The 23,258-nt window shown below is 65.1% G+C and carries 24 protein-coding genes and 1 other RNA gene; 8 read left to right on the forward strand and 17 right to left on the reverse strand.

What is annotated here, in order from left to right; translation table 11 throughout:
- Positions 1-15: 15 nt before the first annotated feature.
- On the forward strand, positions 16-1,122 hold the full coding sequence (locus CCR94_RS10355) for a DNA recombination protein RmuC (RefSeq protein WP_104507787.1): 1,107 nt from the start codon (positions 16-18) through the stop codon (positions 1,120-1,122).
- A gap of 11 nt (positions 1,123-1,133) precedes the next feature.
- On the opposite strand, the gene recR is transcribed toward CCR94_RS10355, so the two are convergent.
- The 4 genes from recR to ffs form a co-directional block, all read right to left on the reverse strand.
- Positions 1,134-1,736: a recombination mediator RecR gene (recR, locus tag CCR94_RS10360; protein WP_104507788.1), complete on the reverse strand. Its 603-nt coding sequence runs from the start codon at positions 1,734-1,736 to the stop codon at positions 1,134-1,136.
- Positions 1,737-1,902: 166 nt separating this feature from the next.
- Positions 1,903-2,226: a YbaB/EbfC family nucleoid-associated protein gene (locus tag CCR94_RS10365; RefSeq protein WP_104507789.1), complete on the reverse strand. Its 324-nt coding sequence runs from the start codon at positions 2,224-2,226 to the stop codon at positions 1,903-1,905.
- The gene (locus CCR94_RS10370; RefSeq protein WP_104507790.1) at positions 2,223-4,073 is read right to left on the reverse strand and encodes a DNA polymerase III subunit gamma/tau; all 1,851 of its coding nucleotides are present in this window, start codon (positions 4,071-4,073) and stop codon (positions 2,223-2,225) included. The genes CCR94_RS10365 and CCR94_RS10370 overlap by 4 nt, the downstream gene beginning before the upstream one ends.
- A 53-nt stretch (positions 4,074-4,126) precedes the next feature.
- Positions 4,127-4,223, reverse strand: an RNA gene (gene ffs / locus CCR94_RS10375) — signal recognition particle sRNA small type.
- A 94-nt stretch (positions 4,224-4,317) separates the two neighbouring features.
- Here ffs and CCR94_RS10380 point away from each other — a divergent pair.
- Together CCR94_RS10380 and nudC are read left to right on the forward strand one after the other, a co-directional pair.
- On the forward strand, positions 4,318-4,728 hold the full coding sequence (locus tag CCR94_RS10380) for an HIT domain-containing protein (RefSeq protein WP_206605814.1): 411 nt from the start codon (positions 4,318-4,320) through the stop codon (positions 4,726-4,728).
- A complete protein-coding gene (gene nudC / locus CCR94_RS10385) occupies positions 4,725-5,684 on the forward strand; it encodes an NAD(+) diphosphatase (protein WP_244594023.1) in 960 nt (319 codons plus the stop codon). The genes CCR94_RS10380 and nudC overlap by 4 nt, the downstream gene beginning before the upstream one ends.
- Positions 5,685-5,690: 6 nt before the next feature.
- Here the strand turns inward: nudC and CCR94_RS10390 are convergent, their stop codons facing one another.
- Both CCR94_RS10390 and CCR94_RS10395 read right to left on the reverse strand, forming a co-directional pair.
- A complete protein-coding gene (locus CCR94_RS10390) occupies positions 5,691-6,338 on the reverse strand; it encodes an aminotransferase class IV (RefSeq protein ID WP_104507792.1) in 648 nt (215 codons plus the stop codon).
- A complete protein-coding gene (locus CCR94_RS10395) occupies positions 6,299-7,426 on the reverse strand; it encodes an aminodeoxychorismate synthase component I (RefSeq protein WP_104507793.1) in 1,128 nt (375 codons plus the stop codon). The genes CCR94_RS10390 and CCR94_RS10395 overlap by 40 nt, the downstream gene beginning before the upstream one ends.
- Before the next feature lie 87 nt (positions 7,427-7,513).
- Here CCR94_RS10395 and queC point away from each other — a divergent pair, with 87 nt between their 5' ends.
- Positions 7,514-8,206, forward strand: a complete 693-nt coding sequence (queC, locus tag CCR94_RS10400; protein WP_104507794.1) for a 7-cyano-7-deazaguanine synthase QueC — start codon at positions 7,514-7,516, stop codon at positions 8,204-8,206.
- Between the two features lie 148 nt (positions 8,207-8,354).
- Here queC and CCR94_RS10405 read toward each other — a convergent pair whose 3' ends face one another.
- Both CCR94_RS10405 and CCR94_RS10410 read right to left on the reverse strand, forming a co-directional pair.
- Positions 8,355-9,197, reverse strand: coding sequence for a prephenate dehydratase (locus CCR94_RS10405; RefSeq protein ID WP_104507795.1), 843 nt, complete (start codon positions 9,195-9,197; stop codon positions 8,355-8,357).
- Positions 9,194-9,946, reverse strand: coding sequence for a 3-deoxy-manno-octulosonate cytidylyltransferase (locus CCR94_RS10410; RefSeq protein WP_104507796.1), 753 nt, complete (start codon positions 9,944-9,946; stop codon positions 9,194-9,196). The genes CCR94_RS10405 and CCR94_RS10410 overlap by 4 nt, the downstream gene beginning before the upstream one ends.
- Positions 9,947-10,102: 156 nt before the next feature.
- Between CCR94_RS10410 and CCR94_RS25050 the strand changes: the two genes are divergently transcribed.
- Positions 10,103-10,258 carry a hypothetical protein gene (locus CCR94_RS25050; RefSeq protein ID WP_158254703.1) on the forward strand — a complete coding sequence of 52 codons (156 nt, stop codon included), beginning with the start codon at positions 10,103-10,105 and terminating at the stop codon, positions 10,256-10,258.
- Between the two features lie 75 nt (positions 10,259-10,333).
- On the opposite strand, the gene CCR94_RS10415 is transcribed toward CCR94_RS25050, so the two are convergent.
- Together CCR94_RS10415 and CCR94_RS10420 are read right to left on the reverse strand one after the other, a co-directional pair.
- Positions 10,334-11,353, reverse strand: coding sequence for a patatin-like phospholipase family protein (locus tag CCR94_RS10415; RefSeq protein ID WP_104507797.1), 1,020 nt, complete (start codon positions 11,351-11,353; stop codon positions 10,334-10,336).
- Positions 11,350-12,135 (reverse strand): 3-hydroxybutyrate dehydrogenase, encoded by a 786-nt coding sequence (locus tag CCR94_RS10420; RefSeq protein WP_104507798.1) that lies wholly within the window; start codon positions 12,133-12,135, stop codon positions 11,350-11,352. The genes CCR94_RS10415 and CCR94_RS10420 overlap by 4 nt, the downstream gene beginning before the upstream one ends.
- A 203-nt stretch (positions 12,136-12,338) precedes the next feature.
- On the opposite strand from CCR94_RS10420, the gene ispG reads away from it, so the two are divergent.
- On the forward strand, positions 12,339-13,637 hold the full coding sequence (gene ispG / locus CCR94_RS10425; RefSeq protein WP_104507799.1) for a flavodoxin-dependent (E)-4-hydroxy-3-methylbut-2-enyl-diphosphate synthase: 1,299 nt from the start codon (positions 12,339-12,341) through the stop codon (positions 13,635-13,637).
- 121 nt (positions 13,638-13,758) lie between these two features.
- Here the strand turns inward: ispG and CCR94_RS10430 are convergent, their stop codons facing one another.
- From CCR94_RS10430 to CCR94_RS10440, 3 genes are all read right to left on the reverse strand, one after another.
- Positions 13,759-14,454 (reverse strand): DUF1345 domain-containing protein, encoded by a 696-nt coding sequence (locus CCR94_RS10430; protein ID WP_244594024.1) that lies wholly within the window; start codon positions 14,452-14,454, stop codon positions 13,759-13,761.
- Positions 14,451-15,377 (reverse strand): polyprenyl synthetase family protein, encoded by a 927-nt coding sequence (locus CCR94_RS10435; RefSeq protein WP_104507800.1) that lies wholly within the window; start codon positions 15,375-15,377, stop codon positions 14,451-14,453. Before CCR94_RS10435 ends, CCR94_RS10430 begins: the two co-directional genes overlap by 4 nt.
- Before the next feature lie 145 nt (positions 15,378-15,522).
- On the reverse strand, positions 15,523-17,424 hold the full coding sequence (locus CCR94_RS10440) for a glycosyltransferase family 2 protein (RefSeq protein ID WP_158254704.1): 1,902 nt from the start codon (positions 17,422-17,424) through the stop codon (positions 15,523-15,525).
- 47 nt (positions 17,425-17,471) lie between these two features.
- On the opposite strand from CCR94_RS10440, the gene CCR94_RS10445 reads away from it, so the two are divergent.
- Positions 17,472-18,350 (forward strand): transporter substrate-binding domain-containing protein, encoded by an 879-nt coding sequence (locus CCR94_RS10445; protein ID WP_244594025.1) that lies wholly within the window; start codon positions 17,472-17,474, stop codon positions 18,348-18,350.
- Positions 18,351-18,444: 94 nt separating this feature from the next.
- Here CCR94_RS10445 and CCR94_RS10450 read toward each other — a convergent pair whose 3' ends face one another.
- Genes CCR94_RS10450 through CCR94_RS10460 form a run of 3 tightly spaced genes read right to left on the reverse strand, consistent with a single transcriptional unit; the run spans position 18,445 to position 21,039 of the window.
- Positions 18,445-19,029 (reverse strand): alpha/beta hydrolase, encoded by a 585-nt coding sequence (locus CCR94_RS10450; RefSeq protein WP_104507802.1) that lies wholly within the window; start codon positions 19,027-19,029, stop codon positions 18,445-18,447.
- Positions 19,030-19,983 carry a glutathione S-transferase family protein gene (locus CCR94_RS10455; RefSeq protein ID WP_104507803.1) on the reverse strand — a complete coding sequence of 318 codons (954 nt, stop codon included), beginning with the start codon at positions 19,981-19,983 and terminating at the stop codon, positions 19,030-19,032.
- An 18-nt stretch (positions 19,984-20,001) separates the two neighbouring features.
- Positions 20,002-21,039 (reverse strand): glycosyltransferase family 4 protein, encoded by a 1,038-nt coding sequence (locus CCR94_RS10460; protein WP_104507804.1) that lies wholly within the window; start codon positions 21,037-21,039, stop codon positions 20,002-20,004.
- Positions 21,040-21,244: 205 nt separating this feature from the next.
- On the opposite strand from CCR94_RS10460, the gene CCR94_RS10465 reads away from it, so the two are divergent.
- Positions 21,245-22,225 (forward strand): MaoC/PaaZ C-terminal domain-containing protein, encoded by a 981-nt coding sequence (locus CCR94_RS10465; protein WP_104507805.1) that lies wholly within the window; start codon positions 21,245-21,247, stop codon positions 22,223-22,225.
- On the opposite strand, the gene CCR94_RS10470 is transcribed toward CCR94_RS10465, so the two are convergent.
- The coding region (locus CCR94_RS10470) for an SGNH/GDSL hydrolase family protein (RefSeq protein ID WP_146089947.1) at positions 22,226-23,258 on the reverse strand (1,033 nt) is incomplete at its 5' end. It lies immediately after the preceding gene.

A 23,258-nucleotide genomic window follows, 5' to 3' on the forward strand; every position in this document is an offset into this window, starting at 1 on the left:
ACTGCGATTGCGTCCATGAGCGATCCGCCTCTCTTCATGCTGCTGTCCTATCCCGTCACGCCGGTGGAACTGGCGGCGGCGGCAGGCGTGCTGGCGCTGCTCGTCCTGCTGGCGATGATCGCCGGCGGCGGAGGCCGGCGCGATCTCGACGCGCAAATGACCGCGCTGGCCCATTCCCATGCCGAAATGTCCGGACGCATGCAGACCCTCGCCGAGATTCTCGGCGGCCGACAGATGGATTTCGCCCGCGTCGTGGGCGAAAAGCTCGATAGATCGGCCCATCGCGTCAATGAAAGGCTGGAGCTTTCCGCCCGCGCCACCCTGGGCAACCTCGGCGCGCTCAATGAGCGCCTTGCCGTGATCGACGCCGCGCAGGCGCGCATGAGCCATCTCACCGAGGAAATCGCCGGTTTTCGCGAGGTTCTGTCCAACAAGCAGTTGCGCGGCGCTTTTGGGCAGGGGCGGATGGAGGCGATCGTCCGCGACGCCCTGCCGCCGAACGCCTATGCTTTTCAATTCACACTCTCGACCGGCGCCCGGCCCGATTGCGCGCTGAAACTTCCAGGAGACGACAAGATTCTGGCGGTGGATGCGAAATTTCCGCTGGAGGCGTTCACGGCCTTGAAGGAGGCGCGCGACGAGCGCGGCCGGAAAGAAGCGCTGGCGCGGGCGCGCGGCGATGTTTTAAAGCACATCAAGGATATAGCGGACCGCTATCTGCTGCCGGGCGAGACCCAGGACGTGGCGATCCTGTTCGTGCCCTCGGAATCCCTGTTCGCCGACATGCACGAACTTTTGGACGACGTGATCCAGAAAGCCCATCGCGCGCGCGTCCTGATCGTTTCGCCCTCGCTGCTGCTGATGGCGGTGCAAGTGCTGCAATCGCTGGTGCGTGACGCGCTGGTGCGCGACCAGGCCCATGTGATTCAGGCGGAAACCCGCAGGCTGGTCGAGGACGTCTTGAGATTGCGGACGCGGGTGGAAAAACTCGACGGCCATTTTCGGCAGGCTCAGGAAGACATCGCGGCCATCCTCACCTCATCGGAAAAGATCGCGCGCAGCGGCGAGCGCATCGACCGCATGGAGTTTCGTGAGAGCGGGAGGATGGAGGCGGCGCAGTAAGGCGTCAGCCTCTACAAATCCGTGCGGCTCTTCATAGCGGCCGCCAGCGTGCCCTCATCAAGATAATCCAACTCGCCGCCGACCGGCACGCCATGGGCGAGGCGGGTGCATTTCGCGCCATAGGGCGACAAAAGCTCGGTGATGTAATGGGCGGTGGTCTGGCCATCGACGGTGGCGTTGACCGCCAGAATCACCTCCTTGACCCCGCCCGCCGCCACGCGCCCGATCAGGGCGGCGATGTTGAGATCATCCGGCCCGACGCCATCGAGCGGCGACAAAGCGCCGCCGAGCACATGATAACGCGCGTTCAACACGCTCGCGCGCTCCAAAGCCCAGAGGTCGCCGACGGTTTCGACCACCACCAGCGTCGAATCGTCGCGGCGGGGGTCGGAGCAAAGCGAACAGGGATTTTTGGTGTCGATATTGCCGCAGACGGAGCACGTCACGATTCGCTCACGCGCCACGCGCATGGCGTCGGCGAGCGGACCCAAAAGCTCCTCGCGCTTGCGGATGAGATGCAGCGCGGCGCGCCGCGCCGAGCGCGGCCCCAGTCCGGGCAGCCGGGCCAGCAACTGGATGAGCCGTTCGATCTCCGGCCCGGCGATTCCGGCCATTGGCCTGCCTTTGTCACGTTCTCATGGCCATGGTTCAAGACGGCCCCTTCGGGGCGGCCTCACCATGAGGGCGTTCACTATTTGAAATTAGCCCTCATGCCGAGGAGCGACCGTGGGTCGCGTCTCCAGGCACGAGGGCTGTCCACGAATTGGCGAGATCCCGCGCTCAGAACGGCAGCTTGAATCCGGGGGGCAAGCCGATGCCGGCGGTCACGGACTTCATCTTGTCTTCCAACAGGGACTCGGCCTTGCCGCGCGCTTCCGCATGGGCGGCGACGATCAGGTCTTCCAGAATTTCCTTTTCGTCGGCCTTGAGCAGCGACGGGTCGATGGTCACGCTCTTCAGCACGCCCTTGGCGGTGATCACCACCGAAACCATGCCGCCGCCAGCGGCGCCGTCGACCGTGACGTTCTCAAGCTCGGCCTGCATTTCAGCCATTTTGGCCTGCATGGCGCCGGCCTTCTTCATCATTCCCATAATGTCCATCACAGGTCCTCTTCTTGCGCCTCATCGGCATAGGTAATGTCATCGCCGCGCGCTTCCGCGCCGTCGTAGAGCGGCTGCGCCGGGCTTGTTTCCTCGTCGTCGGCGCCGCGCACCGCAACGATCACCGCGCCGGGGAAGGTGTCCAGCGTGGCGCGCACCAGCGGATGCGCCTGCACCCCGATGCGCTTTTCGTTCTCGCGCGCATCGGCCTGCTCTTTCAAGGTCGGCGCGCCCTGCGCGCTAGACAGCGCGACAAGCCAGCGCTGCCCGGTCCAGTCCTGCAATTTGCGGGAAAGCTGCGCCGTCAGGGCGGGGGAAGCGCCGGACGCGAGCGCGAATTCCAGCCGGCCCTGCTCGAACCGCACCAGTCGCACGTCGCGCTCCAGCGCCGTCTTGGTCTGGATGTCGCGTTTTTCGCTCGCGAGCGCAACAAGTTCGAGAAAATTTTGCAGCACGACGGCCGGCGCCGCTTGAGCCACGGTCGAAGATTGCGGCGCAACTCGGGGCGCCGGCGCGGCTTGCGCGGACGCCAGCCGAGGCGCGTTTTGCCGAAGGGCCGTCGCCCCGCCCGACGGACCGGATGGCGCGCGCGTCGGCCCGCCGTTCGGGGCCGGGTCGGAGGAAGCCAGTCGCCTCAATACGTCCTCGGGCGAAGGCAGGTCGGCGGCATAGGCGAGGCGCACCAGCACCATGTCGGCCGCCGCGAGCGGACGCGGCGAATCCTTCACCTCCTCGATGCCCTTGAGCAGGATCTGCCAGGAGCGCGACAGCACGGACATGGCCAGCTTTTGGGCGAGTTCCGCGCCCTTCTCGCGCTCGAACTGGCCGGAGGCGATTTGCGCGGTCTTGGCGGAAATCTTCATGCAGGTGACGAAATGGATGAATTCCGCCAGATCGGTCAGGATTTTCGCGGGATCGGCGCCGAGATCGTATTGGTCCTTCAGATTGTCGAGCGCATCGGCGATGTCGCCGCGCATGAGCGACTCGAACAGAGCGATGGTGCGGCTGCGGTCGGCGAGGCCGAGCATGGCCCGCAGCGTTTCCGCCTCGATCGGGGCGCCGGCGCCATGGGCGATGGCCTGATCCAGCAGCGACAAAGCGTCGCGCACCGAACCCTCCGACGCGCGTGAAATCAGCAGCAGGGCGTCCTGATTGATCTCGACCTTTTCCTTGCCGCAGATCGCGTCAAGGTGTCGCAGCATCACCTCGGTTTCCACGCGGCGCAGGTCGAACCGCATGCAGCGCGAGCGCACGGTCACCGGCACCTTGTCGATTTCCGTGGTCGCGAACAGGAATTTTACGTGCGGCGGGGGTTCTTCGAGCGTCTTGAGCAAACCGTTGAAGGCGCTCTTCGACAGCATGTGCACTTCGTCGATGATATAGACCTTGTAGCGCGCCATCGCCGGCTGATAGCGCGAACTGTCCACGATTTCGCGGATGTCGTCGATCGACGTGTGCGAGGCCGCGTCCATCTCGATCACATCGACATGGCGGGAGTCCATGATCGCCTGGCAATGGACGCCAAGCTCATTCATGTGGATGGTCGGCCGATCCACCGCCGGGCGCCCGTCGCGCGCAGGAAGCTGGTAGTTGAAGGCGCGGGCGAGAATGCGGGCGGTCGTCGTCTTGCCGACGCCGCGCACGCCGGTGAGCATGTAGGCCTGATGGATGCGGTCGAGATCGAAGGCGTTTTTGAGCGTGCGCACCATCGGCTCCTGGCCGATGAGGTCCTCGAAACGCGACGGGCGATATTTTCGCGCGAGCACACGATAGGCGCCCGCCGGCTGCCTTTCCGGCGGCGCCGGAAACAGGCCGATCTCGTTTTCTGGGTCTTGCGCGGACTCGTCCATCTCCAAACCGCCGATGTACGGCGCCAGCGGTTGTTCAGGCGCGCAAAAGAAGAAGTGGGAGGCTGGACAGAGACCCGCCCGGTCTCGTTAGGGCTGCTTCCTTCCGGACCTGACCCGGTTGGCGAGTGGAACGTCCACCGCCAACCTCCCGCCGCCTATTTGGACCATGAACGCGCTTTGCGCAAGGGGGGCGCTTGCATCGCGCCGTCCAAGGCGGCAAGCTGTCGCAATCAGAGGAATCGCCATGACCTTCGCCATCGACCCGCGTCTGGAAGCAGATACGATCCCGCTCGGCGATATGGCGCTGAGCCGTGTCCTGCTCATGAACGACAGCCGGTTTCCCTGGCTCGTTCTCGTCCCACGCCGCGCCGGACTGGTCGAGATCACCGATCTGACGCCTTTCGAGCGCCGCGCCCTGTTCGAGGAGGCGGCGCTGGCGGTGGATCGCTTGAAACATCTGACGGGCGCGAAAAAAATCAATCTTGGCGCGCTCGGCAATATCGTGTCGCAATTGCATTTTCATGTGGTCGCGCGGTTTGAGACCGACGCCGCCTGGCCCGGTCCGGTCTGGGGCGCGGGCGTCGCAAAACCCTATGACGACCCGCAGCCCATGCTCGACAGATTTCGCCGCGCCCTGACGCCGGACGTTTCGTGAACCCGTTCGATCAAATCGGCTTCGCCGGCAATCCGCTCGACCGACTGTCCGAGAAGCGCGACGACCCGTCCGCGCTGGCGGCGCTCGGTGAGTTGGGCGGGCGCGCCGTGGCTTTCGTCGGCGCCATGCCCGTGTTGCGCCCGCGGGGCGAGGGGTTTGAGGCGCTGCATACGCTTGACGACGTCAAGACCCTGGCCGCGGTCGAAGAGGTTTTGCTCGGTCGCGACGAGACCGGGCCGATCTATGCGGCGCAACTGCCGGACTCCGTTCTCGTGGTTGAGGCGACGGCGGCCGATGGCTTCATCGATCAGAGCCAGCCGAAGATCGCGGGCCGACCGGATCTTCACATCCGCGACTTGCGCGCGCTCGCCGTCGACAGCGCGCTGCCGAAAGACGAGATCGCCATTCTCGCCCAGGCCAAGGCCGTGCTGCACTGGCATGCGAGCCATCGCTTCTGCCCGCGTTGCGGCGCGAAAACCCATGTCGCGCAGGCCGGTTGGCGCCGCGACTGTCCCAACTGCGGCGCGCAAAACTTTCCCCGCACGGACCCGGTGGCGATCGTGCTGGCGACCCATGGCGAATCCTGCCTGATGGGCCGACAGAAACAATTTCCGCCCGGCATGTATTCCTGCCTCGCCGGTTTCGTCGAGGCGGGCGAAACCATCGAGGAGGCGGCGCGACGCGAGATTCTTGAGGAATCCGGCGTGCGCCTCGGCGCTGTAAAGATCCTCGCCTCGCAGCCTTGGCCCTTCCCCAGCACGCTGATGATCGGCTGCCGCGCCGAGGCGCTTTCGCGCGACATCGTCATGGATGCCCAGGAGCTGGAGGATTGCCGGTGGTTTTCGCGCGAGGAGGCGCGCGCCATGATCGCGGGCGATCACGGCGAGAATTTTCACGCGCCTCATCCCATCGCCATCGCCCGCCGGTTGCTGGACCACTGGCTCGCGGAAGGCTGAACCGCGTCAACGCAGACTTGCGCGCAACAGACCGCGCAGGGCGTTGCCGAGCAGGAAGCCGGCGCCGAGATCGTCGAGACGCAGGATTTTTTCGCACGCGGCGCCGCGCGCCAAAAAATCGGCGCGCAAAACGCCGGCCAGCAGCCCGCAGGACAGCGGCGGCGTGAGCAGGACGTCCTCGCGCGGCAGGAACAGGTTGGTGCGGGCGCCCTCGCAGACCTCGTCGCGTTCGTTGAGGAAGATCACTTCATCGATGCTGGCGTCGGCGGCCTGCGCGGTTTTCAGCGCGTTCTCGTAGATCGCGCGCCGCGTCGTCTTGTGCCGCAGCAGCGCGTCGCCCGAATCGAGCCGCGTTTCCGCCACCGCCACGCGCCAGATTTTTGTGTCAGGCTCCGGGAATGGCGCGGCGACGACGCCGATCCGGCCGTCGCGGCGCAGTTCGAGGCGCACGCGCAGGCGTTCGGCCGCTGGGGCGGCGCAGGCCTTGGCCAAAGCCTGCTCGTAAGTTTCAGGCGAGAAGCCGAAGCCGAGATCGCGGGCGGAAGCCTCCATGCGGGCGCGATGGCCTTCGCCGAGCCAATACCCGCCAGCGCGGGTCCACAACAACGTCTCGATCAGGCCGAAGTCGTCAGGAAGCGGGCTTTCAGCAGACATTCGTCATATTCCTCCCGCGCGCGCGAATCCGCGACAATGGCCGAACCGACCGGGCAGATCAGACCGCCGTCCTCGCCCAGCGTCAGCGTGCGTATCGCGACATTGAAGCGCATGTCGCCGCCCGGCGCGATCACGCCGACGGCGCCGCAATAGACGCCCCGGCACAAACCCTCCTGTTCGGCGATGATCTCCATGGCGCGGATTTTGGGCGCGCCCGTCACCGAACCGCAGGGAAACAGGCCGGTGAAAATCTCGCCAAAGCTCAGACCTGGCCGCAACAGCGCCTCGACGCCGGAGGTCATCTGGTGCAACGTCGGAAAAGCCTCGACCGAAAACAGATCGGTGACGGTGACGGAGCCGACCTCTGACAGCCTGCTGAGATCATTGCGCAGGAGATCGACGATCATCAGGTTTTCCGCGCGGTTTTTTTCATCGACGGCCAGTTGCGCCGCCAGGATGCGGTCGTCGTCCGGGGTTTTGCCGCGCGGCGCCGTACCCTTCATCGGCCGGGTGACAATGCGCCGTCCCGCGATGGAAAAGAACTTTTCCGGCGACAGCGACAGAATGGTTTCGCCGCCGAGCGCGACAATGCCGCCGATCTCGACCGGCTGGCGCCGCCGCAGCGATTCGTAGAGTTTTACGGGGTCGCCGGCGAAACGTCCCGCGAGCGGAAAGGCGAGATTGACCTGATAGACGTCGCCGGCGGCGATATAGTCGCGGCAGGCCTCAAAACGCCGGCGATAATCCTCAAAAGACCAGAGCGGGCGCAAGTCCGCGATCGCCGGCGCTTGCGGCGCAACCGGGGCGGCGGGCGGCGCCGAGGGCGCGTCGAACAGGCCGAATTTCAGCAGCGGCGTTTTCGCCGCGCCCAGCAGCGGTTTCAGGCGCGGCTCCAGCGCCGCGCCGCATTCATAAGCGACATAGCCCGCCGCCCAAAGATTTTCGCGCGAGGCCTGCTGCAAAGCGGCAAGCGCAGGCGCGACCTCTTCCGCCGCGAAGGCCGCGACGATCCGGCGCGGCGCGACGAAATAGAGACTGCCGTGAGAGCGGTCATCGATCAGGCAGAACTGTTCGCGCGCGTTGGCCATGCCGATGCCTTAACCCGTAAACCCTCGCAAAAAAAGTCTGGCGAAACGGCGCGGCGCGGGTGTAGCCAAGGACGAAGGAGAAATGTCATGGCCCTCGTGCTGTTTTCCGGCGGACAGGATTCCACCACCTGCCTGGCCTGGGCGCTGGAGCGTTTCGAACGCGTGGAAACCATCGCCTTCGACTATGGCCAGCGCCACCGCATCGAGTTGGAGCAGCGCCACGTCGTGCGCGACGCCTTGATTGCGATCAAACCGCTTTGGGCCGAGCGACTGGGTCCGGATCATATTCTCGACCTGCGCGCGCTCGGCGCCATTTCCGACACGGCGCTGACCAGCGACAAGGAAATCGAACTCACCGAGAAAAACCTGCCCAATACGTTTGTGCCGGGCCGCAACCTGATTTTTCTCGCCTTCGCGGCGGCGCTCGCCTATCGGCGCGGTCTGACCCATATCGTCGCGGGCATGTGCGAAACCGATTTTTCCGGCTATCCCGACTGCCGCGACGACGCCGTCAAGGCCATGCAGGTCGCGCTGAACATCGGCATGGAGAGCCGGTTCGTGCTGGACACGCCGCTGATGTGGATCGACAAGGCGCGGACATGGGCGCTGGCGCAAACGCTCGGCGGAGATGCTCTTGTCAGAACGCTGATCGATGACAGCCACACCTGCTATCTCGGCGAACGCGGCGAGAAACATCCTTGGGGCCATGGCTGCGGGCATTGCCCAGCCTGCGTGTTGCGGGCGCAGGGCTATGAAAAATGGAAATCCGGCGCATTTTAGCGAAACTGGATTAAAGTCCTGATGAAGCTTGAGACGTGAATGAACGTTCCCAAACCAGGAAGAACGGTCATGTCGCCTCGCTTCAACGCCCAGCCGACTTTCGATTTGCTACAGGCGAATTCGCTGGAGCTCTTCCCGGCGCCAACGGTCAGTCCCTCTGGCGGAACGGATGCGCGAGATAGGCCCCGAGAATCCGCACCTCTTCGCTGAAGAACTGCAATTCCTCCAGGGCGCGCGCCAGATTCTCGTCCTCGGGATGGCCTTCGACATCGACCAGAAACTGGGTGGCGGCGAATTCGCCGTTGACCATGTAGCTTTCCAGCTTGGTCATGTTGATGGTGTTGGTGGCGAAGGCGCCGAGCGCCTTGTAGAGCGCCGCCGGGACGTTTCTCACCCGGAACACGAAGGTGGTCAGCGTCGGCCCCGCGCCCACCGGCGGCCGATGCGGCTCGCGCGACAGGATGACGAAGCGCGTGGTGTTGTGGGCCTCGTCCTCGACCAGACGCGCCAGCACGTCCAGCCCGTAAATTTCGGCCGCCATCTGCGGCGCCAGCGAGGCGCGGCTCTTGTCGCCCCATTCCGCCACTTCACGCGCCGAACCGGCGGTATCGCCGGTGGTGACCGCCTTGAGATTATATTTCCTGATGATCTTGCGGCACTGGCCGAGCGCGTGGATATGGCTGTAAACGCTGCGCAAATCCTCGATCTTGGCGCCTTTGACCCCGAGCAGGTCAAAATGGATCGGCAGGAAATATTCGCCGATGATGTGCAGGCCCGATCCCGGCAGGAAATGGTGGATGTCCGCCACCCGGCCCGCCAGCGAGTTCTCGATCGGGATCATGCCGAGTTCGGCGCGGCCCTCGCCGATGGCGGCCAACGCATCCTCGAAACTGGCGCAAGGCAGGGTTTCCCAGCCAGGATAGACATCGGCGCAGGCCATGTGGGAATTGGCGCCGGGTTCGCCCTGATAGGCGATGATCTTGTTGCTCACGATAAATCCTTGAGGATCGCGCGCGCCCGCTCCAGATCGTGCGGGGAATCGACGCCGAGCGGCACGGTTTCGACGATCTCCACGTCGATCCGCATGCCCGCCTCCAACGCGCGCAATTGTTCCAGTTTTTCGCGCTTTTCCAACGCGGAGGGCGCCAGCGCCACGAATTTTTCGAGCGCGGCGCGGCGGTAGGCGTAGAGGCCGATGTGGTGGTAGAGGTCGCCCTCGCCCCAGGGCGCGGTGGCGCGGGTGAAGTAAAGCGCGCGCTGACGCGTGGCGCTCAAGGGCGAACCGACAACCTTCACGACATTGGAGTCGGTCCGCTCCTCCACGCGAAAAATCCGCGCCGCCAGCGTGGCGATGTCCACGCCTGGATCGGCCAGAGGCGCGAGCGACGCGCGCACGCTGGCCGGGTCGATGGTCGGAAGATCGCCCTGAAGATTGACGATGATGTCGAAACGTTTCGCTGGATCGTAAAGCCGCAAGGCGGCGGCGATCCGGTCGGAGCCGGAGGGCAGGTCGGGATCGGTGATCACGGCCTCGCCCCCGGCGGCGCGCACGGCGCCGGCGATTTCCTCGCCATCGGTCGCGACCAGCACCGGCCCCACGCCCGCCTCCAGCGCGCGGCGGAAGACCTGAACAATCATCGGCTCGCCACAAACATCCGCGAGCGGCTTGTTGGGAAGGCGGGTCGAGGCCAGTCGCGCGGGAATGACAACCAGGGTTTTTTGCAAGGCGTCGTAGGACATTTCTCCCGTTTCAGCGGATTTTCGGCCGCTTGTAAAGGCTGGAAATCGCCGGCGCCAAAATCGCGGGCGCCATCTTGGCTCAAATGGCGCTGTCGTGGTATGAAAGGAACCTTAATAAAATAAGGGGCGCCATAAGGCGCCCGCTAGGGAGGTCACATGACTTATCATAATCTGGTGAAGGCCGGATTTGCTCTGGCTTGCGCGTTTGTGCTGGAAATGACCATCAACCTTGGCGGAGATCTGATGTTCTCCCCGACCAAGCCGAAAGTCGGCGGCTACGTCGTCGCCGTCGCCACGCCCGCGCAAAAATAATTCGAGATTGACGCACGGGGGGCCGCCCCTGCACGCAGACCTGGACCGCGCCCCACCGGCGCGGTTTCTGCTTTTTCAGCCAAGCGCTTCCTGAATATCGACCGTCGGCCTGACGCCGATGTCGTCGAAATGCGAGGCGACGAATCTTTTCGCCGCCCTCACGCCGATGTCGTGCAATTTCAAGAAGAAATCGTAATCGGCCGACATTTTGCTGGCGGCGCCGAAGGCGTTGAGTTCGTCCTGCGCCTCGATCACATGGAGGCGGATCGCCTTGTAATGGGTTCCGACGAGCCGGCCCTGCGCGATCAGGCGCCGGACGAAATCGATGGCGCGCATTTCCTGCAACAGCGGCGCATTGAAGGTGACCTCATCAATGCGGTTCATGATTTCGGCGGCGGTGTCGGGCGTTCCCTTGCGCATGATCGGATTGAGCTGCACCAGCACGATATCGGCGCACGCGGTCTCCGTGAAAAAGGGGAACAGCACGGGATTGCCCATATAGCCGCCGTCCCAGTATGGCTTGCCCTCGATCTCCACGGCGCGAAACACGGTGGGCAGGCAGGCCGAGGCCATCACCATGTCAAGCGTCAACTCCTCGCGATGAAACACCCTGACCTTGCCGGTTTCGACACAGGTGGCGGCGATGAACAGCCTTGGGCCGGCGCTGGCCCGCAAATCCTCGAAGTTCACCGCGTTCTTCACCACGTGGCGCAGCGGATTGATGTCCATCGGATTGAGTTCCGCCGGCGCGAACAGACTGGCCGCCCTCTGGAACATGACGGCGGCCGGCGTCGCCGACCAGAACGCCATCATGCCGTCGAACACCATCCGCCCGGCTTCGGGCAGCGCGCCGTCCAGGCTGACCGCTTTCCAGAAATCGGCCAGTTGTTTTCGCGCGCCCTCGGCGCCGCCTTTGCGCAACCCTTCGGCGAAATTAACGGCGCTCATCGCCCCGGCGCTGGTTCCGCTGAGCGCGCAGACGTCGAAGCGGCCATCGTCGAGCAGGGCGTCGAGCACGCCCCAGGTGAAGGCGCCATGGGCGCCGCCGCCCTGCAGCGCCAGATTGATGGTTTTGCGGGCGCCGGTCGCCGTCACGCCGCGGTCCAGCCGCCGTCCATGGAAATGTTGGCGCCGGTGATCTGCGACGCCGAGTCGGAGGCGAGAAAGACGGCGAGCGCCGCGACCTGATCGACGGTGACGAATTGCTTGGTCGGCTGCGCCGTCAGCAGGACGTCGTTGATCACCTGCTCCTTGGTGAGATTGCGCGCCTTCATCGTGTCGGGAATCTGCTTTTCCACCAGCGGCGTCCAGACATAGCCCGGCGAAATGCAGTTCACCGTCACGCCAAAGGTGGCCAGCTCCAGCGCCACGGTTTTGGTCAGGCCGGCGATGCCGTGCTTGGCCGAGACATAGGCCGACTTGAACGGCGAGGCGATCAGCGAATGGGCGGAGGCCGTGTTGATGATGCGGCCCCATTTGCGCGCCTTCATGCCGGGCACGGCGGCGTGGATGGTGTGGAAGGCCGAGGACAGGTTGATGGCGATGATCTGGTCCCATTTCTCGGTGGGAAAATCCTCGACGGGGGACACGAACTGGATGCCGGCGTTGTTGACGAGAATATCGACGGAGCCAAACGTCTTTTCGGCATTGTGGATCAGCGCGGCGATTTCCGCCGGCTTGGACATGTCGGCGCCCTCGTAAGCCGCCTTGACCTTGAATTCCTTTTCGATCTTGGTCCGCTCGGTCTCGATCGCGGCGGCGTCGCCAAAACCGTTGATCACGACATTGCAGCCTTCCTTGGCGAAGGCGCGGGCGATGGCGAGGCCAATGCCCGAAGTGGAGCCGGTGACGACGGCGGTCTTGCCTGCGAGCGACATGAGACTCTCCCTTTTGAATTCGACTGGCACAATATAGTTTGTGCGCCGCACATTTCAGCCCAGTCCTTGGGCTAAGCGGCTTGCGCCGGCGCCAGCGCGCGTTTTCGATGTCCAACGGGAACCTTCCGGTTCACTGTTCTATTCCCTTGATTGACCAACGTCTGTTATAGAAGCGCCGACACCGCCGACAGGACCGCGCCGATATGACCGAACATCGTTTTCCGCCGCTTTGCGAAACCGAAATCGCCGCCGAGCCGACACCCCGCCGCGCCAGCGTGGCCGTGCGCGTCGGCGAGGGCGCCGGCGCCGTGACGGTCGGCGGCGGCGCGCCCGTTGTCGTGCAGAGCATGACCAACACCGACACCGCCGATGTCGACTCGACGGTGCAGCAGGTCGCGGCGCTGGCCCAGGCCGGCTCCGAACTGGTCCGCATCACGGTCGATCGCGACGAAGCGGCGGCGGCCGTCCCAAAAATCCGCGAAAAGCTGGAAAAGATGGGCGTCAACGTCCCGCTGGTCGGGGACTTCCACTATATCGGCCACAAGCTGCTCACCGACTATCCCGCCTGCGCCGAGGCTTTGGCCAAATATCGCATCAATCCCGGCAATGTCGGTTTTAAGGAAAAGAAGGACACGCAGTTCGCCTCGATCGTCGAACTGGCGATCAAGCACGACAAGGCCGTCCGCATCGGCGCCAATTGGGGTTCGCTCGACCAGGACATGCTCACCGAGTTGATGGACGAGAATTCCAAGGCCGCCAAACCGGTGGACGCCCGCGCGGTGATGCGCGAGGCCATGACCCGCTCCGCGCTGCTGTCGGCCGCGCGCGCCGAGGAAATCGGCCTGAAGCGCGACCGCATCATCCTGTCGGCAAAAGTTTCGAACGTGCAGGATCTGGTTTCGGTCTATCGCATGGTGGCCGCGCGCTCCGATTACGCCCTGCATCTCGGCCTGACCGAGGCCGGCATGGGCTCCAAGGGCATTGTCGCCTCCTCCGCCGCGCTGGGGATTTTGCTGCAACAGGGCATCGGCGACACCATCCGCGTCTCGCTGACGCCGCAGCCCGGCGGCGACCGCACGCTGGAAGTGCAGGTGGCGCAGGAAATCTTGCAGACCATGGGTTTTAGAACCTTCGTGCCGCTGGTCGCCGCCTGCCCCGGTTGCGGCCGCACGACGTCAACCGTGTTCCAGGAACTGGCGCGCGACATCCAGACCATGATCCGCGAACGCATGCCGGAATGGAAAAAAGTCTATCCGGGCGTGGAGACCTTGAACGTCGCGGTGATGGGCTGCATCGTCAACGGCCCCGGCGAATCCAAGCACGCCGACATCGGCATTTCCCTGCCGGGCACGGGCGAGACCCCGGCCGCCCCGGTGTTCATCGACGGCAAGAAGGTGAAGACGCTGCGCGGCGAAGGCATCGCGCGGGAGTTTGAAAAGCTCGTCACCGATTACGTCGCGCAGCGGTTCGGCGGCAAGGTCTCGGAAGCCGCGGCGCAGTAAACCCCGCGCCGGAACGAAGTCATGTCCAGATACTCATCGCCTTGACCGATGGGACCGATGCGGCGAGATTATGGTGGTTCATCCGCCGCCGGGGTATGGCGTCGGTTGTTGCTGGGCGATCTCACCCCCCAATAAACCCTGCCCCGATGTTGATGCTCATCGCCAGCACCGCATTGTTGTAGAAAAACGACAGTATACAGTGGACGGTCGCCAGCCGTCGCATGGGCCGGCCGGTGATGTTCACATCCGCCGTGGCGCAGGCCACGCCGATCACATAGGAAAAATAGAGAAAATCCGGGTAGTCCGGCCGGTCCACGCCGGGGAAAGCGACGCCGCCGGTCCATTTGCCGGCCTCGTCGGGCTTGCCGGTGCGGAAAAACTCGTGCGCGTAATGCAGCGCGAAGGTCAGATGAACGAACAGCCAGGACCCGACGATGGTCGCGAGCGCCAAGCCGATGTGCAAGCCCTTGACGGGATAGGTCACATCCTTGAGCGAGCCGAGTTGCGCGAAAATCGCGCCGAACGACGCGGTGGCCGCGACCGCAGCCAGGGTCAGCACCATATAGCGCCCGTCATCCTCGAAGGTGGCGCGGCGGTGAATGTCCTTGTGCTCGGATTTGAAGATCATCAGACCGGCGGCGACCAGATAGGACCAGACCGCGACATTCCAGCCGATCAGGCCGCGCGTGATCGCGCGCCATTCCTCCGGCATGAAAAGCCCGACGGCGGCGCCGATCAGGCCGCAGGAAAACAGACGCGGACGCGCGCGCAGGACGCGCAGCGGCTTGGGCCAGCGGCGAACAGCCTCGGCGGTCACGACTTTCTCAAGGCGGTGAAGCGCGCAGCCTCGGCCAAAATCGTCGCTCTGTCGCCAAAGCCGCTCAGAGCGTCGATCGCCTCGCGCGCAAGGGCGTCGCGGCGCTGGCGCGCCCCGTCGAGACCGAGCACGGCGACGAGCGTGGCCTTGTTGCGGTCGGCGTCTTTTCCCGCGCGCTTGCCCAGAGCCGCCGTGTCGCCCTCGGCGTCCAGAATGTCGTCGGCGACCTGGAAGGCCGCGCCCAACAAGGCGCCGTAATGGCTGAGCGCCGCCGTCTGCGCGGGATTGGCGCCGCCGATGCGCGCGCCGGCCTCAACCGCGTTGAGCAGCAACGCGCCGGTTTTCATCGATTGCATCAGCATCACGAATTCGCGGCTGTGCGGCGTTTTGCGCGATTCCGCCTCCAGATCGAGCGCCTGCCCGCCGACCATGCCGCCAAGGCCCGCCGCGCGGGCCAGCATCAGCGTGAGATCGGCGCGCACCGCCGGGTCGGGATGGGTCGGGGCGTCGGCGATCACGTCGAAGGCATAGGTCAGCAGGGCGTCGCCGGCGAGAATGGCGCAGGCTTCGTCAAACGCCTTGTGAACCGTGGGGCGGCCCCGGCGCAAATCGTCATTGTCCATGGCCGGAAGGTCGTCATGCACCAGCGAATAACAATGAATCATCTCAAGCGCGCAAGCCGCGCGCAAAACGCCGTCGCCCTCGACGCCCAGCATGCGCGCGGTCTCGACCAGCAGGAACGGGCGCAACCTCTTGCCGCCGCCGAGCGCGCCGTAACGAACCGCCTCCAGCAGCCGGGGCGGACGGTCCTTCTCGCCGGGCAGCAGGTGCGGCGACAGCAGGCGGTCGAGCATCTTTTCCGCAGCTTCGGCGACCGCGACCAGCCGCGTTGAAAATTCGTCGCGCAAAACCTCTCCCGACATGACCGTTCCAACCTTGTCCTATCCAATGCCTTGGCTTGCCCCAAGGTTTTGGTCGGGTCAAGCATGGAAAGGAGGCGTCGTTAATCCAGAGCGATTTTGTGCGCGCGACCGAGCTTGCGCGACGAGCCGCGAAAAAGGCCAGTCCTCATTCGCTATCCGCAAGACCCGCGAAGGCCGAATATGGCTGCGCGGTTTGCGGCGCCTGGGGGCGGTTGACGGAAAAATGGGATCGCGCGGCGCCCGGACGCGGCGCATGCTCCGTCTTGGTCCAGACGAACGGCTGGCGCGTCCACTCCCACAGCGCCCTCCAGGCGGCGAGGGACACGAGGAGCATGTAGACCGGCGACAGGATCAGAAGCGCCGAGGCTTTCAGTCCCCGCCGCCGCATGCCCATGACATTGGGCAGCACGAAGGCCAGCAAGCCGAAAAACACCACCGACAGGCTGAAGCCCGAAACGATCACGGCGCGCCAGTCCTTTGGATCGAGCAGATCGCCGAACCATAGGTCATGGCCGAGACGCAGACCGTAAAACGGCCCGAACAACGGCCCCGCGAGCAGGCTCGCCATGGCGCAGATCGCCGCGAAGGCCTGGAACGAACCCATCTTGCGAATCTGCGCGCGCGGCGTGCGCAGGAAGACGGCAAGCGTCTGCATCCAGCCCTTCATCCAGCGCGACCTCTGCCCGAGCCAGGCCGACAAGGTCACCGGCGCGTCCTCGTAGGTCGCGGCGTCGATGGCGTGAACCTCGTAGCCGAAGCGGGCGAACCGCAGGCCGAGATCGGCGTCCTCGGTGACGTTCCAGGCGTCCCAACCCACCATCCGCCGCAACAGCGCGGTGCGGAAATGGTTTGACGTGCCCCCGAGCGGCATGGGCAGACCGAGTTCGCCCAGGCCGGGATTGATGACATCGAACAGGGCCGCGTAGGAAATGGCGAAAAAATAGGCGAGCCAGTTCTCATGGCCGTTGTCGATGGCGATGCGCGCTTGCAGGCACGCGACATTCGCCGGCGAAACCGCGAATCGTTCCGCCGCGATCCGCAATTGCAGGGGCTCGGGCCGGTCCTCGGCGTCGAAAATGGCCAGGAGTTCGCCACGCGCCAGCGGCAGCGCGACATTCAGCGCCCGCGGCTTTGTTCTTGGCTGCCCGCCTGGCGCGACCACCACCTCCATGTACGGGGCGAGCCCGGCGCGACTCAGGGCGATATAGGTTTCGGAATCGTCCTCCTCGACCACCAGCTTGATGTCGAGCTTGGCGGCGGGATAATCCAGCGCGCGCAAGGCGTTGACGCATTGCGCGGCGACAGCGGCCTCGCGGTGCAACGGCGCGATGATCGTATAGGTGGGCAAGTCGGCGTCGCTCAGGCGCGGCGCGGGCGCCGCGTCGGTCGGCATTGAGGCGGCGGTGGCGCAGAGCCGCACGTAGATGCCGCCATAGAACAGCGACGCCAGGATCAGCGTGGCGATGTCGAAGACGTCCCGCCAGGCGGCCATCACGCCCGCGAGCAGGCCGAGACTGGCGAGAATGAACACGAAATTGCTCCAGCGCAATTGCGGCGCGCAGGCCGACAGGCGCGGCGCCGCGCGCGACAGGGCGAAGGCGGCGTCGTCGGCGAGCGCGCGCCGGCCGGCCGCGCGCACCAGCGCGGAGAAAGTCTTCGGCGCGCAGACCGCGATGCGGCGGGGCGCCCCGCCAGACAGCGCCAGCAGGTCGCGCACCTGTTTTCCACGCGGCGACAGGATCCAGTCGAAGCTTTCGCGGTCCGGGTCGGCGCGCGCGACGCTGGCGCGCAGCGCGGCGCGATAGTCGAAACCGGGCGCGAGCGCCGCCGCGCCTTCCAGGCAGGGGCAGTTCAGCCGCCGCGCCAAGGCGCGGTAATAGGCGTCCTCCTCGATCAGGCCTTCGGCGATCAAGAGTTCATCGGCGCCGACGCCCTGGCAGCGCGCCCGCCGCGCCGCCCATATCAATACCCCCTGATCCACGCCAGCCTCGGCGAGAAAGGCGATCTCGGCGGGCAGCGCATTTTTTGTCGTTGCGGGCGCCTGCAAGGGCCTGTGCCTGTTATATGAGGGGGATCCGAATCTCCGAGGCCGAGATGGCGATTCAGTCCGAAGACGCATTTATCCAGAAGTTGCAGCGCCGCGCCAAGCTCATGACGGCCATCGCGCTGATATTTAATGTTTTTCTAGCGTCAGGTTGTATTTTCGGATCCGCGCGCGCGCAGGATGTGTTCCTGCCGGCCTTTTCCGACCCGCATCGCCGCGTCCAGGCGCCGCCCGCGCAGGACAAGCAAAACCTGCGTTTTCTCACCAGCGACGACTACCCGCCATTCGAATTCGTCGATCCCCAGGGCGCGCTCGCCGGCTTCAACATCGAGGTCGCCAAGGCGATCTGCGAGCAATTGCAGGCCACCTGCACCATTCAGCCGCGCCGCTGGGACAATCTGCTCGACGCGCTGGCGGCAAAAGAGGGCGACGCCCTGATCGCCTCGATCAAGCCGGCCGCCGCCGGAAACCGGGCGATCTTCACCGAGCCCTATTATTTCACCCCGGCGCGCTTCGCCGCCCCGGCGGGGGATTCGCTCGACGCGCGACCCGAAGGCCTCGCCGACAAGAAGATCGGCGTCGAGGCGGGCGGCGCGCATGAGGCGTTTTTGCGCAAGTTTTTCCCGCGCGCGGTTGTGGTCCCCTTCGACTCCCGCGAGAAAATGATGCGCGCGGTGTTGGAAAAACAGGTGGACGCCGGTTTTGGCGACGCCATTTCGCTCAGCCTGTGGATGAACGAGACGCCGGGCTGCGCCTTTGTCGGCGGCGATTGGCTGGAGCCGGCCTATTTCGGCGAAGGCGTCGGCATCGGCGTGCGGCCCGACGACCGGGAGACGCGACGCCGGCTCAACTGGGCGCTGCAAAAGCTGGACGAATCCGGGAAACTCACGGAATTCTATCTGAAATATTTTCCGGTCGGGATTTATTAGCATATCCCGCAAAAGTGGACGCCGGTTTTGCGAAAAGGATATGCGTTTTAAAAAGAATCTAGAGTATCCCCGCTTCAAGTGAAGCGGGGATACTCTAGGCGAGCGGCGCGGGCAGGTTCGCCCTGAAAAATTCCGCCGCCAGCCGCATGCCCTCCGGCGTGATGCAATGATCGACGCCAGGCAGGACGTGGGTTTCCACGCTCAGACCGAGCGCGCGCAGCGCCGCCCCCGCTTCGACCCCCTCCGACGCCGGGATCACCGAATCATCGTCGCCATGAACCAGCAGCGCCGGCGCCCGGACGGGCGTGAACGGCGGCGGCGAAGCCAGCCGCGTGGAAAATCCGGCGACGGCCGCGACCGGCCAGCGTCCGGTGACGAGCAGGTCGAGCGCCATCATCCCGCCCTGCGAGAATCCGAACAGGGCGGTTTTACGCCCGGCGATCAGGGGTTTCAGCAGAGCGTCGAACGCCGCGCGCGCCGCGACGATCCGGCCCGGCCGGTTTTCCGGGGTGACGCCATCGAGGCTGAACCACTGAAAACCCAGCGGCGTCGGGAAGGGCGCGTCGGGCGCGACCACATCGACGCCGGCCAGTTCCGCCAGCAGGAAATCTTTTAACGGGAGCAGGTTGGCGCCGTCGGCGTGGACGCCATGCAGCAGGATGATCAGCGGGCGCGCCATTTAAAACCCCAGAGCGGACAGATCGGGACCGAGCGGAACGATCCCGTTGGGATTGAGCGCCTTGATCGAATAATAGCCGCGCTTGATATGGTCGATACTGACGGTTTTTCGCACGCCGGGCACATCCAGCACCCGATTCAGCCAACCGCTCAGGCGGGGGTAGTCGGCGAGGCGGCGCCGGTTGCATTTGAACAGGCCGTGATAGGCCGCGTCGAAACGAATCAGGGTGACGAACAGGCGGATGTCGGTCTCCACCAGCCGCGCGCCGAACAGAAACGGGCCTTCAAGGCGCAACTCCAGCGCGTCGAGCGTCGCGAAAACCTGCTGGAAGGCCTCTTGATAGGCTTCCTGGGTGGTGGCGAAGCCGGCGCGATAGACGCCATTGTTGAGACGCGGATAGATGTCGTCGTTCAGCGCGTCGATCTTTTCACGCAAATCTTCGGGATAGAGGTCCAGCGCGTCGTCGGCGAGAGCGCCGAAGCCGGAATTGAACATTCGGAGAATATCGGCCGATTCATTATTGACGATGGTCTGACGCTGCTTGTCCCAGAGAACCGGCACGGTGGCGCGTCCGGTGAAATGCGGATCGGCCTTGGTGTAAATCTCATGCAGCCAGATCGCGCCATTGACCGGGTCGTCGGTGGCGCCGGGATAATCGCCGAAACGCCAGCCCTGGTCGGTCAGGGCGGGCTCGACGATCGACAGGCTGACGGCCGCTTCGAGGCCTTTAAGTTTTCGCGCGATCAGGGCGCGCGAGGCCCAGGGGCAGACCAGCGCCGCATAAAGATGGTAGCGCCCCGCCTCGGCCCGAAAACCGCCCTCGCCGGTCGGACCGGGCGCGCCGTCGGGCGTCACCCAGGCGCGGAACGCCGAGGTTTGACGCAGAAAACCGCCCTTGGCGTCGGTGGCCTGCGCCGGCCGCCAATTTTCCGACCATTTGCCATCGACGAGCATGAACGCTCTCCCGCGCCTTCAGGCGGGCACCTTACGCGATATCGCGGACGCCCTCGCGCGCGCAACATTGTCGAGAAACATTTTGGCGCTTTCGGGCCAAGTGTAGCGCAAGGCGTGGGCGCGGCAATCCGCGCGCGACAGTTTGAGCGCCGCCAGACAGGCCGCGCGCAAATCCTCGTCGAGCACGCCGATTTTCGGGTCGGTGACAATATCGACGGGACCGGTGACGGGAAAGGCCGCCACCGGCGCGCCGCAGGCCAGCGCCTCCAGCATGACATTGCCGAATGTGTCGGTGCGGCTGGGGAAGACGAACACGTCGGCGGCCGAATAATAGGGAGCCAACTCCCCGCGCGTCTTGACGCCCACGAACACGGCCCGTGGGAACTTGGCTTCGAGATCCGCGCGCGACGGCCCGTCGCCGACCACGATTTTCGAACCGGGAAGATCGAGTCCGAGAAACGCCTCAATGTTCTTTTCCGGCGCGAGGCGCCCGCAATAAAGGAAAAACGGGCGCGGCAGGCCGGCCAATTCCACGGGAAGCTCGGTCTTGGGGGAGAACAGGGTTTCATCCACCCCGCGCGGCCAGAGCATCGGGCGCGAAAAACCGCGCGACACCAGTTCGTCCGAAAGGGTTTGCGTCGCCACCATCAGGCCGGCGCCGCCGGAATGGAATTTTCGCAGCGCCGCATAGGACCACGAGGCCGGAATCGGCCAGCGCGCCTCGACATATTCGGGAAAGCGGGTGTGGTAGGAGGTTGTGAAAATTTCCCCATTGCGCGGGCACCAATAGGCGGCGGCGACGCCGAGCGGCCCCTCGGTGGCGATGTGGATATGGTCCGGCCGCTCCGCGCGAATATGTTCGCCCACGGCGCCCGGACCGGCCAGCGCCAGCCGGATTTCCGGATAGGAGGGCGCGGCTATGGTCGAGAAGCGATCGGGGCCGATCACGGCGAATTCGACGCCGAGTTTCTCTCCGGCGGCGATCAGATTGGCGAGGGTGATGGCCACGCCATTGACTTGAGGTTTCCAGGCGTCGCTGACGATGCAAATTTTCATGTGACCATGGCCCGCGCGAACGGGCGTCTCAGGAGGCGAAGGCGGCGGTTCATGACAGCGCCATAACAGGGGCATGTGACCGAAATAATAAAACGCTTTCGAACTGCTATGGGAAGGTCAAATTGCCGCAACCTCCGTTTGCGGCCGCGCCATTGTCAATCCCGATTCGCCCGTGCAGGATGCGCGCTTGCGGAAGGAAGCCTGAATGAGCCTGATCCATTTCGAGGATTTCACGCCCGGCGAAACCCGAACCTATGGCGCCTACGGTTTTTCGGAGGAGGCCATCATCGCCTTCGCCGCGGAATATGACGCCCAGACCTTCCACATGGACGCCGAACTGGCCAGGCACACCCTGCTCGGCGGTCTCGCGGCCTCGGGCTGGCACACCTGCTCCGCCCTGATGCGGATGATGGCGGACGACTGGCTGGGCGCCAGCGCCTGCCTCGCCGGGATCGGCATCGAGGACAACCGCTGGCTCGCCCCCGTGCGGCCCGGCGACGCGCTGCACGCGCAAACCCGGACGCTCGAAAAAACCGACCTGCGCTCGCGGCTGGACGCCGGAATCGTCAAGTTCGAGACGATCCTGCGCAACCAGGACGGCGTCGAGGTGATGCGGCAGACCAGCTCCACCCTGTTTTCGCGCCGCGAGCCGCTGACAAAGCCGCCCGCCGCCGCGCCGCCGCGCCCGGCGACGCCGGAGCCGCCGATCCGCGTGGACGATCGTTTCGCCGCCCTGCCGGACCATTACGGCCGCGCGAAAATCGGCGCCTATGCCGATCTCGGCGAGCGGCTGTTCTCGGCCAGCTATATCCGCGCCTATGCGCAGGACTTCGATCCGTTTCCCTTCCATCTCGACGAGGCCGAAGGCAAGAAACATGTGCTCGGCGCCATGTCGGCGGCGGGCCTCCAAACCGCCTGCTGCTGGATGCGGCACTTCATCGGCCTGCGCCGGGAGGCGGCGGGCGGAGAAGTGCCGAGCCGGGCTTCGCCGGGATTTGCCGACATGGTCTGGCGCAAGCCCGTGCTGGTCGGAGACCGCATCCGCTTCTCCACCCAGATCATCGCCAAACGCCCGACCTCCAAGCCGGGCCTGGGGCTGGTGCAAAACCTCAATCGCGCCGTCAACCAGCGCGGCGAACTGGTGATGGCGTTCACCGGCGTGGTGATCACGCCGCTCGCCTCCTGATCATTTGGGCGCGGCGGCCTGTTTCGGCCAGGAGAAATCGTCCGCGCGTCCCGGCTGGGGCGCGACATCGGGCTTGATCGCCGCCGCCCTCGGCGCCTCGGCCAGCGCGCCGCCGGGCGAAAGGACGGGATCGTTGAGCGGCGTGACCTTGCCCGCCAGCGGTTTTTCCGGGCGTGGCGCGGGGGCTTCCGATTCGGGCGCGGCCGGCGGCTGAACGGAGGCCGGGTTTTCCGGCTGCGGCGGCGCCGCTTCCGGGGGTTGCAACTTGGCCTCCAGCACCTTCTTGACTTCCGGCTCGACGAAATGCGCGGCCTTGCGCGCGCCCGCGAGATTGAAATGCACCCCGTCGGGGCCGCGCAGCCTCACGATGGCGCCGTTGATGTCGGGACCGGAGGCCTTGTAGGCCGAATTGACGTCAGAAAACGCCTCCCACAAATCGACATAGCGCGCCCCGGCGGCCGTCGCATGCTGCCTGGCGATGTCGTTGAAGACGAGCGCCGCGCTGGAGAGGCCGGGGCTGCGCATGATCGGCAGGCCGACCCAGACCAGCGGCACGTTCTTGTCGCGGAAAGCGGCGGCGATCTCGTCCACGCGTTGGGCATAGGCCTCGTTGAACGGCTTCGACAGCGGATCGAGTTGATGGTCCGGATCCTGACGCAGTTTCTGGTTGTCGTTGACGCCGATCTGCATCACCACAAGGTCGAAATGCTCGGGACCGTCGAGAATTGCTTTCACCTGCTTGCGCCAATCGTAGAAGTCGTCGCGCACCAGGCCGCTGTCTTCCTTGCTCTTATCGACGATGCCGACGCGCGGATCGTCGGCGAAGGCGTCGTCGAGACCTTCCGCGAGACGCGTGGCTTCGGAATCGCCGATGACCGCGATGAGGAAACTGGGCGGCGCCGCTTCCGCCGCGGGCGTCGGCTGCGCCGGATGCGCGACCGCTTTGGCGTCGCGCCGCTCGCGCGCCGGCCGCGCTTCGCGTTTCGGCGCGGCAGACTGGACGCGCACGCGCGGGACCGGCTTGATCCTAGGC

The sequence above is a fragment of the Rhodoblastus sphagnicola genome (genome assembly GCF_002937075.1).
Lineage (GTDB): Bacteria > Pseudomonadota > Alphaproteobacteria > Rhizobiales > Beijerinckiaceae > Rhodoblastus > Rhodoblastus sphagnicola.

Excerpts from the sequence above, each read along its gene's own strand:
- CCR94_RS10420 (WP_104507798.1), bottom strand. The coding sequence starts at position 12,135 with ATGTCGCTCGCAGGCAAGACCGCCGTCGTCACCGGCTCCACTTCGGGC.
- CCR94_RS10395 (WP_104507793.1), bottom strand. The coding sequence starts at position 7,426 with ATGGCCAACGCGCGCGAACAGTTCTGCCTGATCGATGACCGCTCTCAC.
- CCR94_RS10410 (WP_104507796.1), bottom strand. The coding sequence starts at position 9,946 with ATGTCCTACGACGCCTTGCAAAAAACCCTGGTTGTCATTCCCGCGCGA.
- CCR94_RS10460 (WP_104507804.1), bottom strand. The coding sequence starts at position 21,039 with ATGAAAATTTGCATCGTCAGCGACGCCTGGAAACCTCAAGTCAATGGC.
- queC (WP_104507794.1), top strand. The coding sequence starts at position 7,514 with ATGGCCCTCGTGCTGTTTTCCGGCGGACAGGATTCCACCACCTGCCTG.
- CCR94_RS10370 (WP_104507790.1), bottom strand. The coding sequence starts at position 4,073 with ATGGACGAGTCCGCGCAAGACCCAGAAAACGAGATCGGCCTGTTTCCG.
- ispG (WP_104507799.1), top strand. The coding sequence starts at position 12,339 with ATGACCGAACATCGTTTTCCGCCGCTTTGCGAAACCGAAATCGCCGCC.
- CCR94_RS25050 (WP_158254703.1), top strand. The coding sequence starts at position 10,103 with ATGACTTATCATAATCTGGTGAAGGCCGGATTTGCTCTGGCTTGCGCG.
- CCR94_RS10455 (WP_104507803.1), bottom strand. The coding sequence starts at position 19,983 with ATGCTCGTCGATGGCAAATGGTCGGAAAATTGGCGGCCGGCGCAGGCC.
- CCR94_RS10450 (WP_104507802.1), bottom strand. The coding sequence starts at position 19,029 with ATGGCGCGCCCGCTGATCATCCTGCTGCATGGCGTCCACGCCGACGGC.
- recR (WP_104507788.1), bottom strand. The coding sequence starts at position 1,736 with ATGGCCGGAATCGCCGGGCCGGAGATCGAACGGCTCATCCAGTTGCTG.
- CCR94_RS10380 (WP_206605814.1), top strand. The coding sequence starts at position 4,318 with ATGACCTTCGCCATCGACCCGCGTCTGGAAGCAGATACGATCCCGCTC.
- CCR94_RS10445 (WP_244594025.1), top strand. The coding sequence starts at position 17,472 with ATGGCGATTCAGTCCGAAGACGCATTTATCCAGAAGTTGCAGCGCCGC.
- CCR94_RS10355 (WP_104507787.1), top strand. The coding sequence starts at position 16 with ATGAGCGATCCGCCTCTCTTCATGCTGCTGTCCTATCCCGTCACGCCG.
- CCR94_RS10435 (WP_104507800.1), bottom strand. The coding sequence starts at position 15,377 with ATGTCGGGAGAGGTTTTGCGCGACGAATTTTCAACGCGGCTGGTCGCG.
- CCR94_RS10390 (WP_104507792.1), bottom strand. The coding sequence starts at position 6,338 with ATGTCTGCTGAAAGCCCGCTTCCTGACGACTTCGGCCTGATCGAGACG.
- CCR94_RS10465 (WP_104507805.1), top strand. The coding sequence starts at position 21,245 with ATGAGCCTGATCCATTTCGAGGATTTCACGCCCGGCGAAACCCGAACC.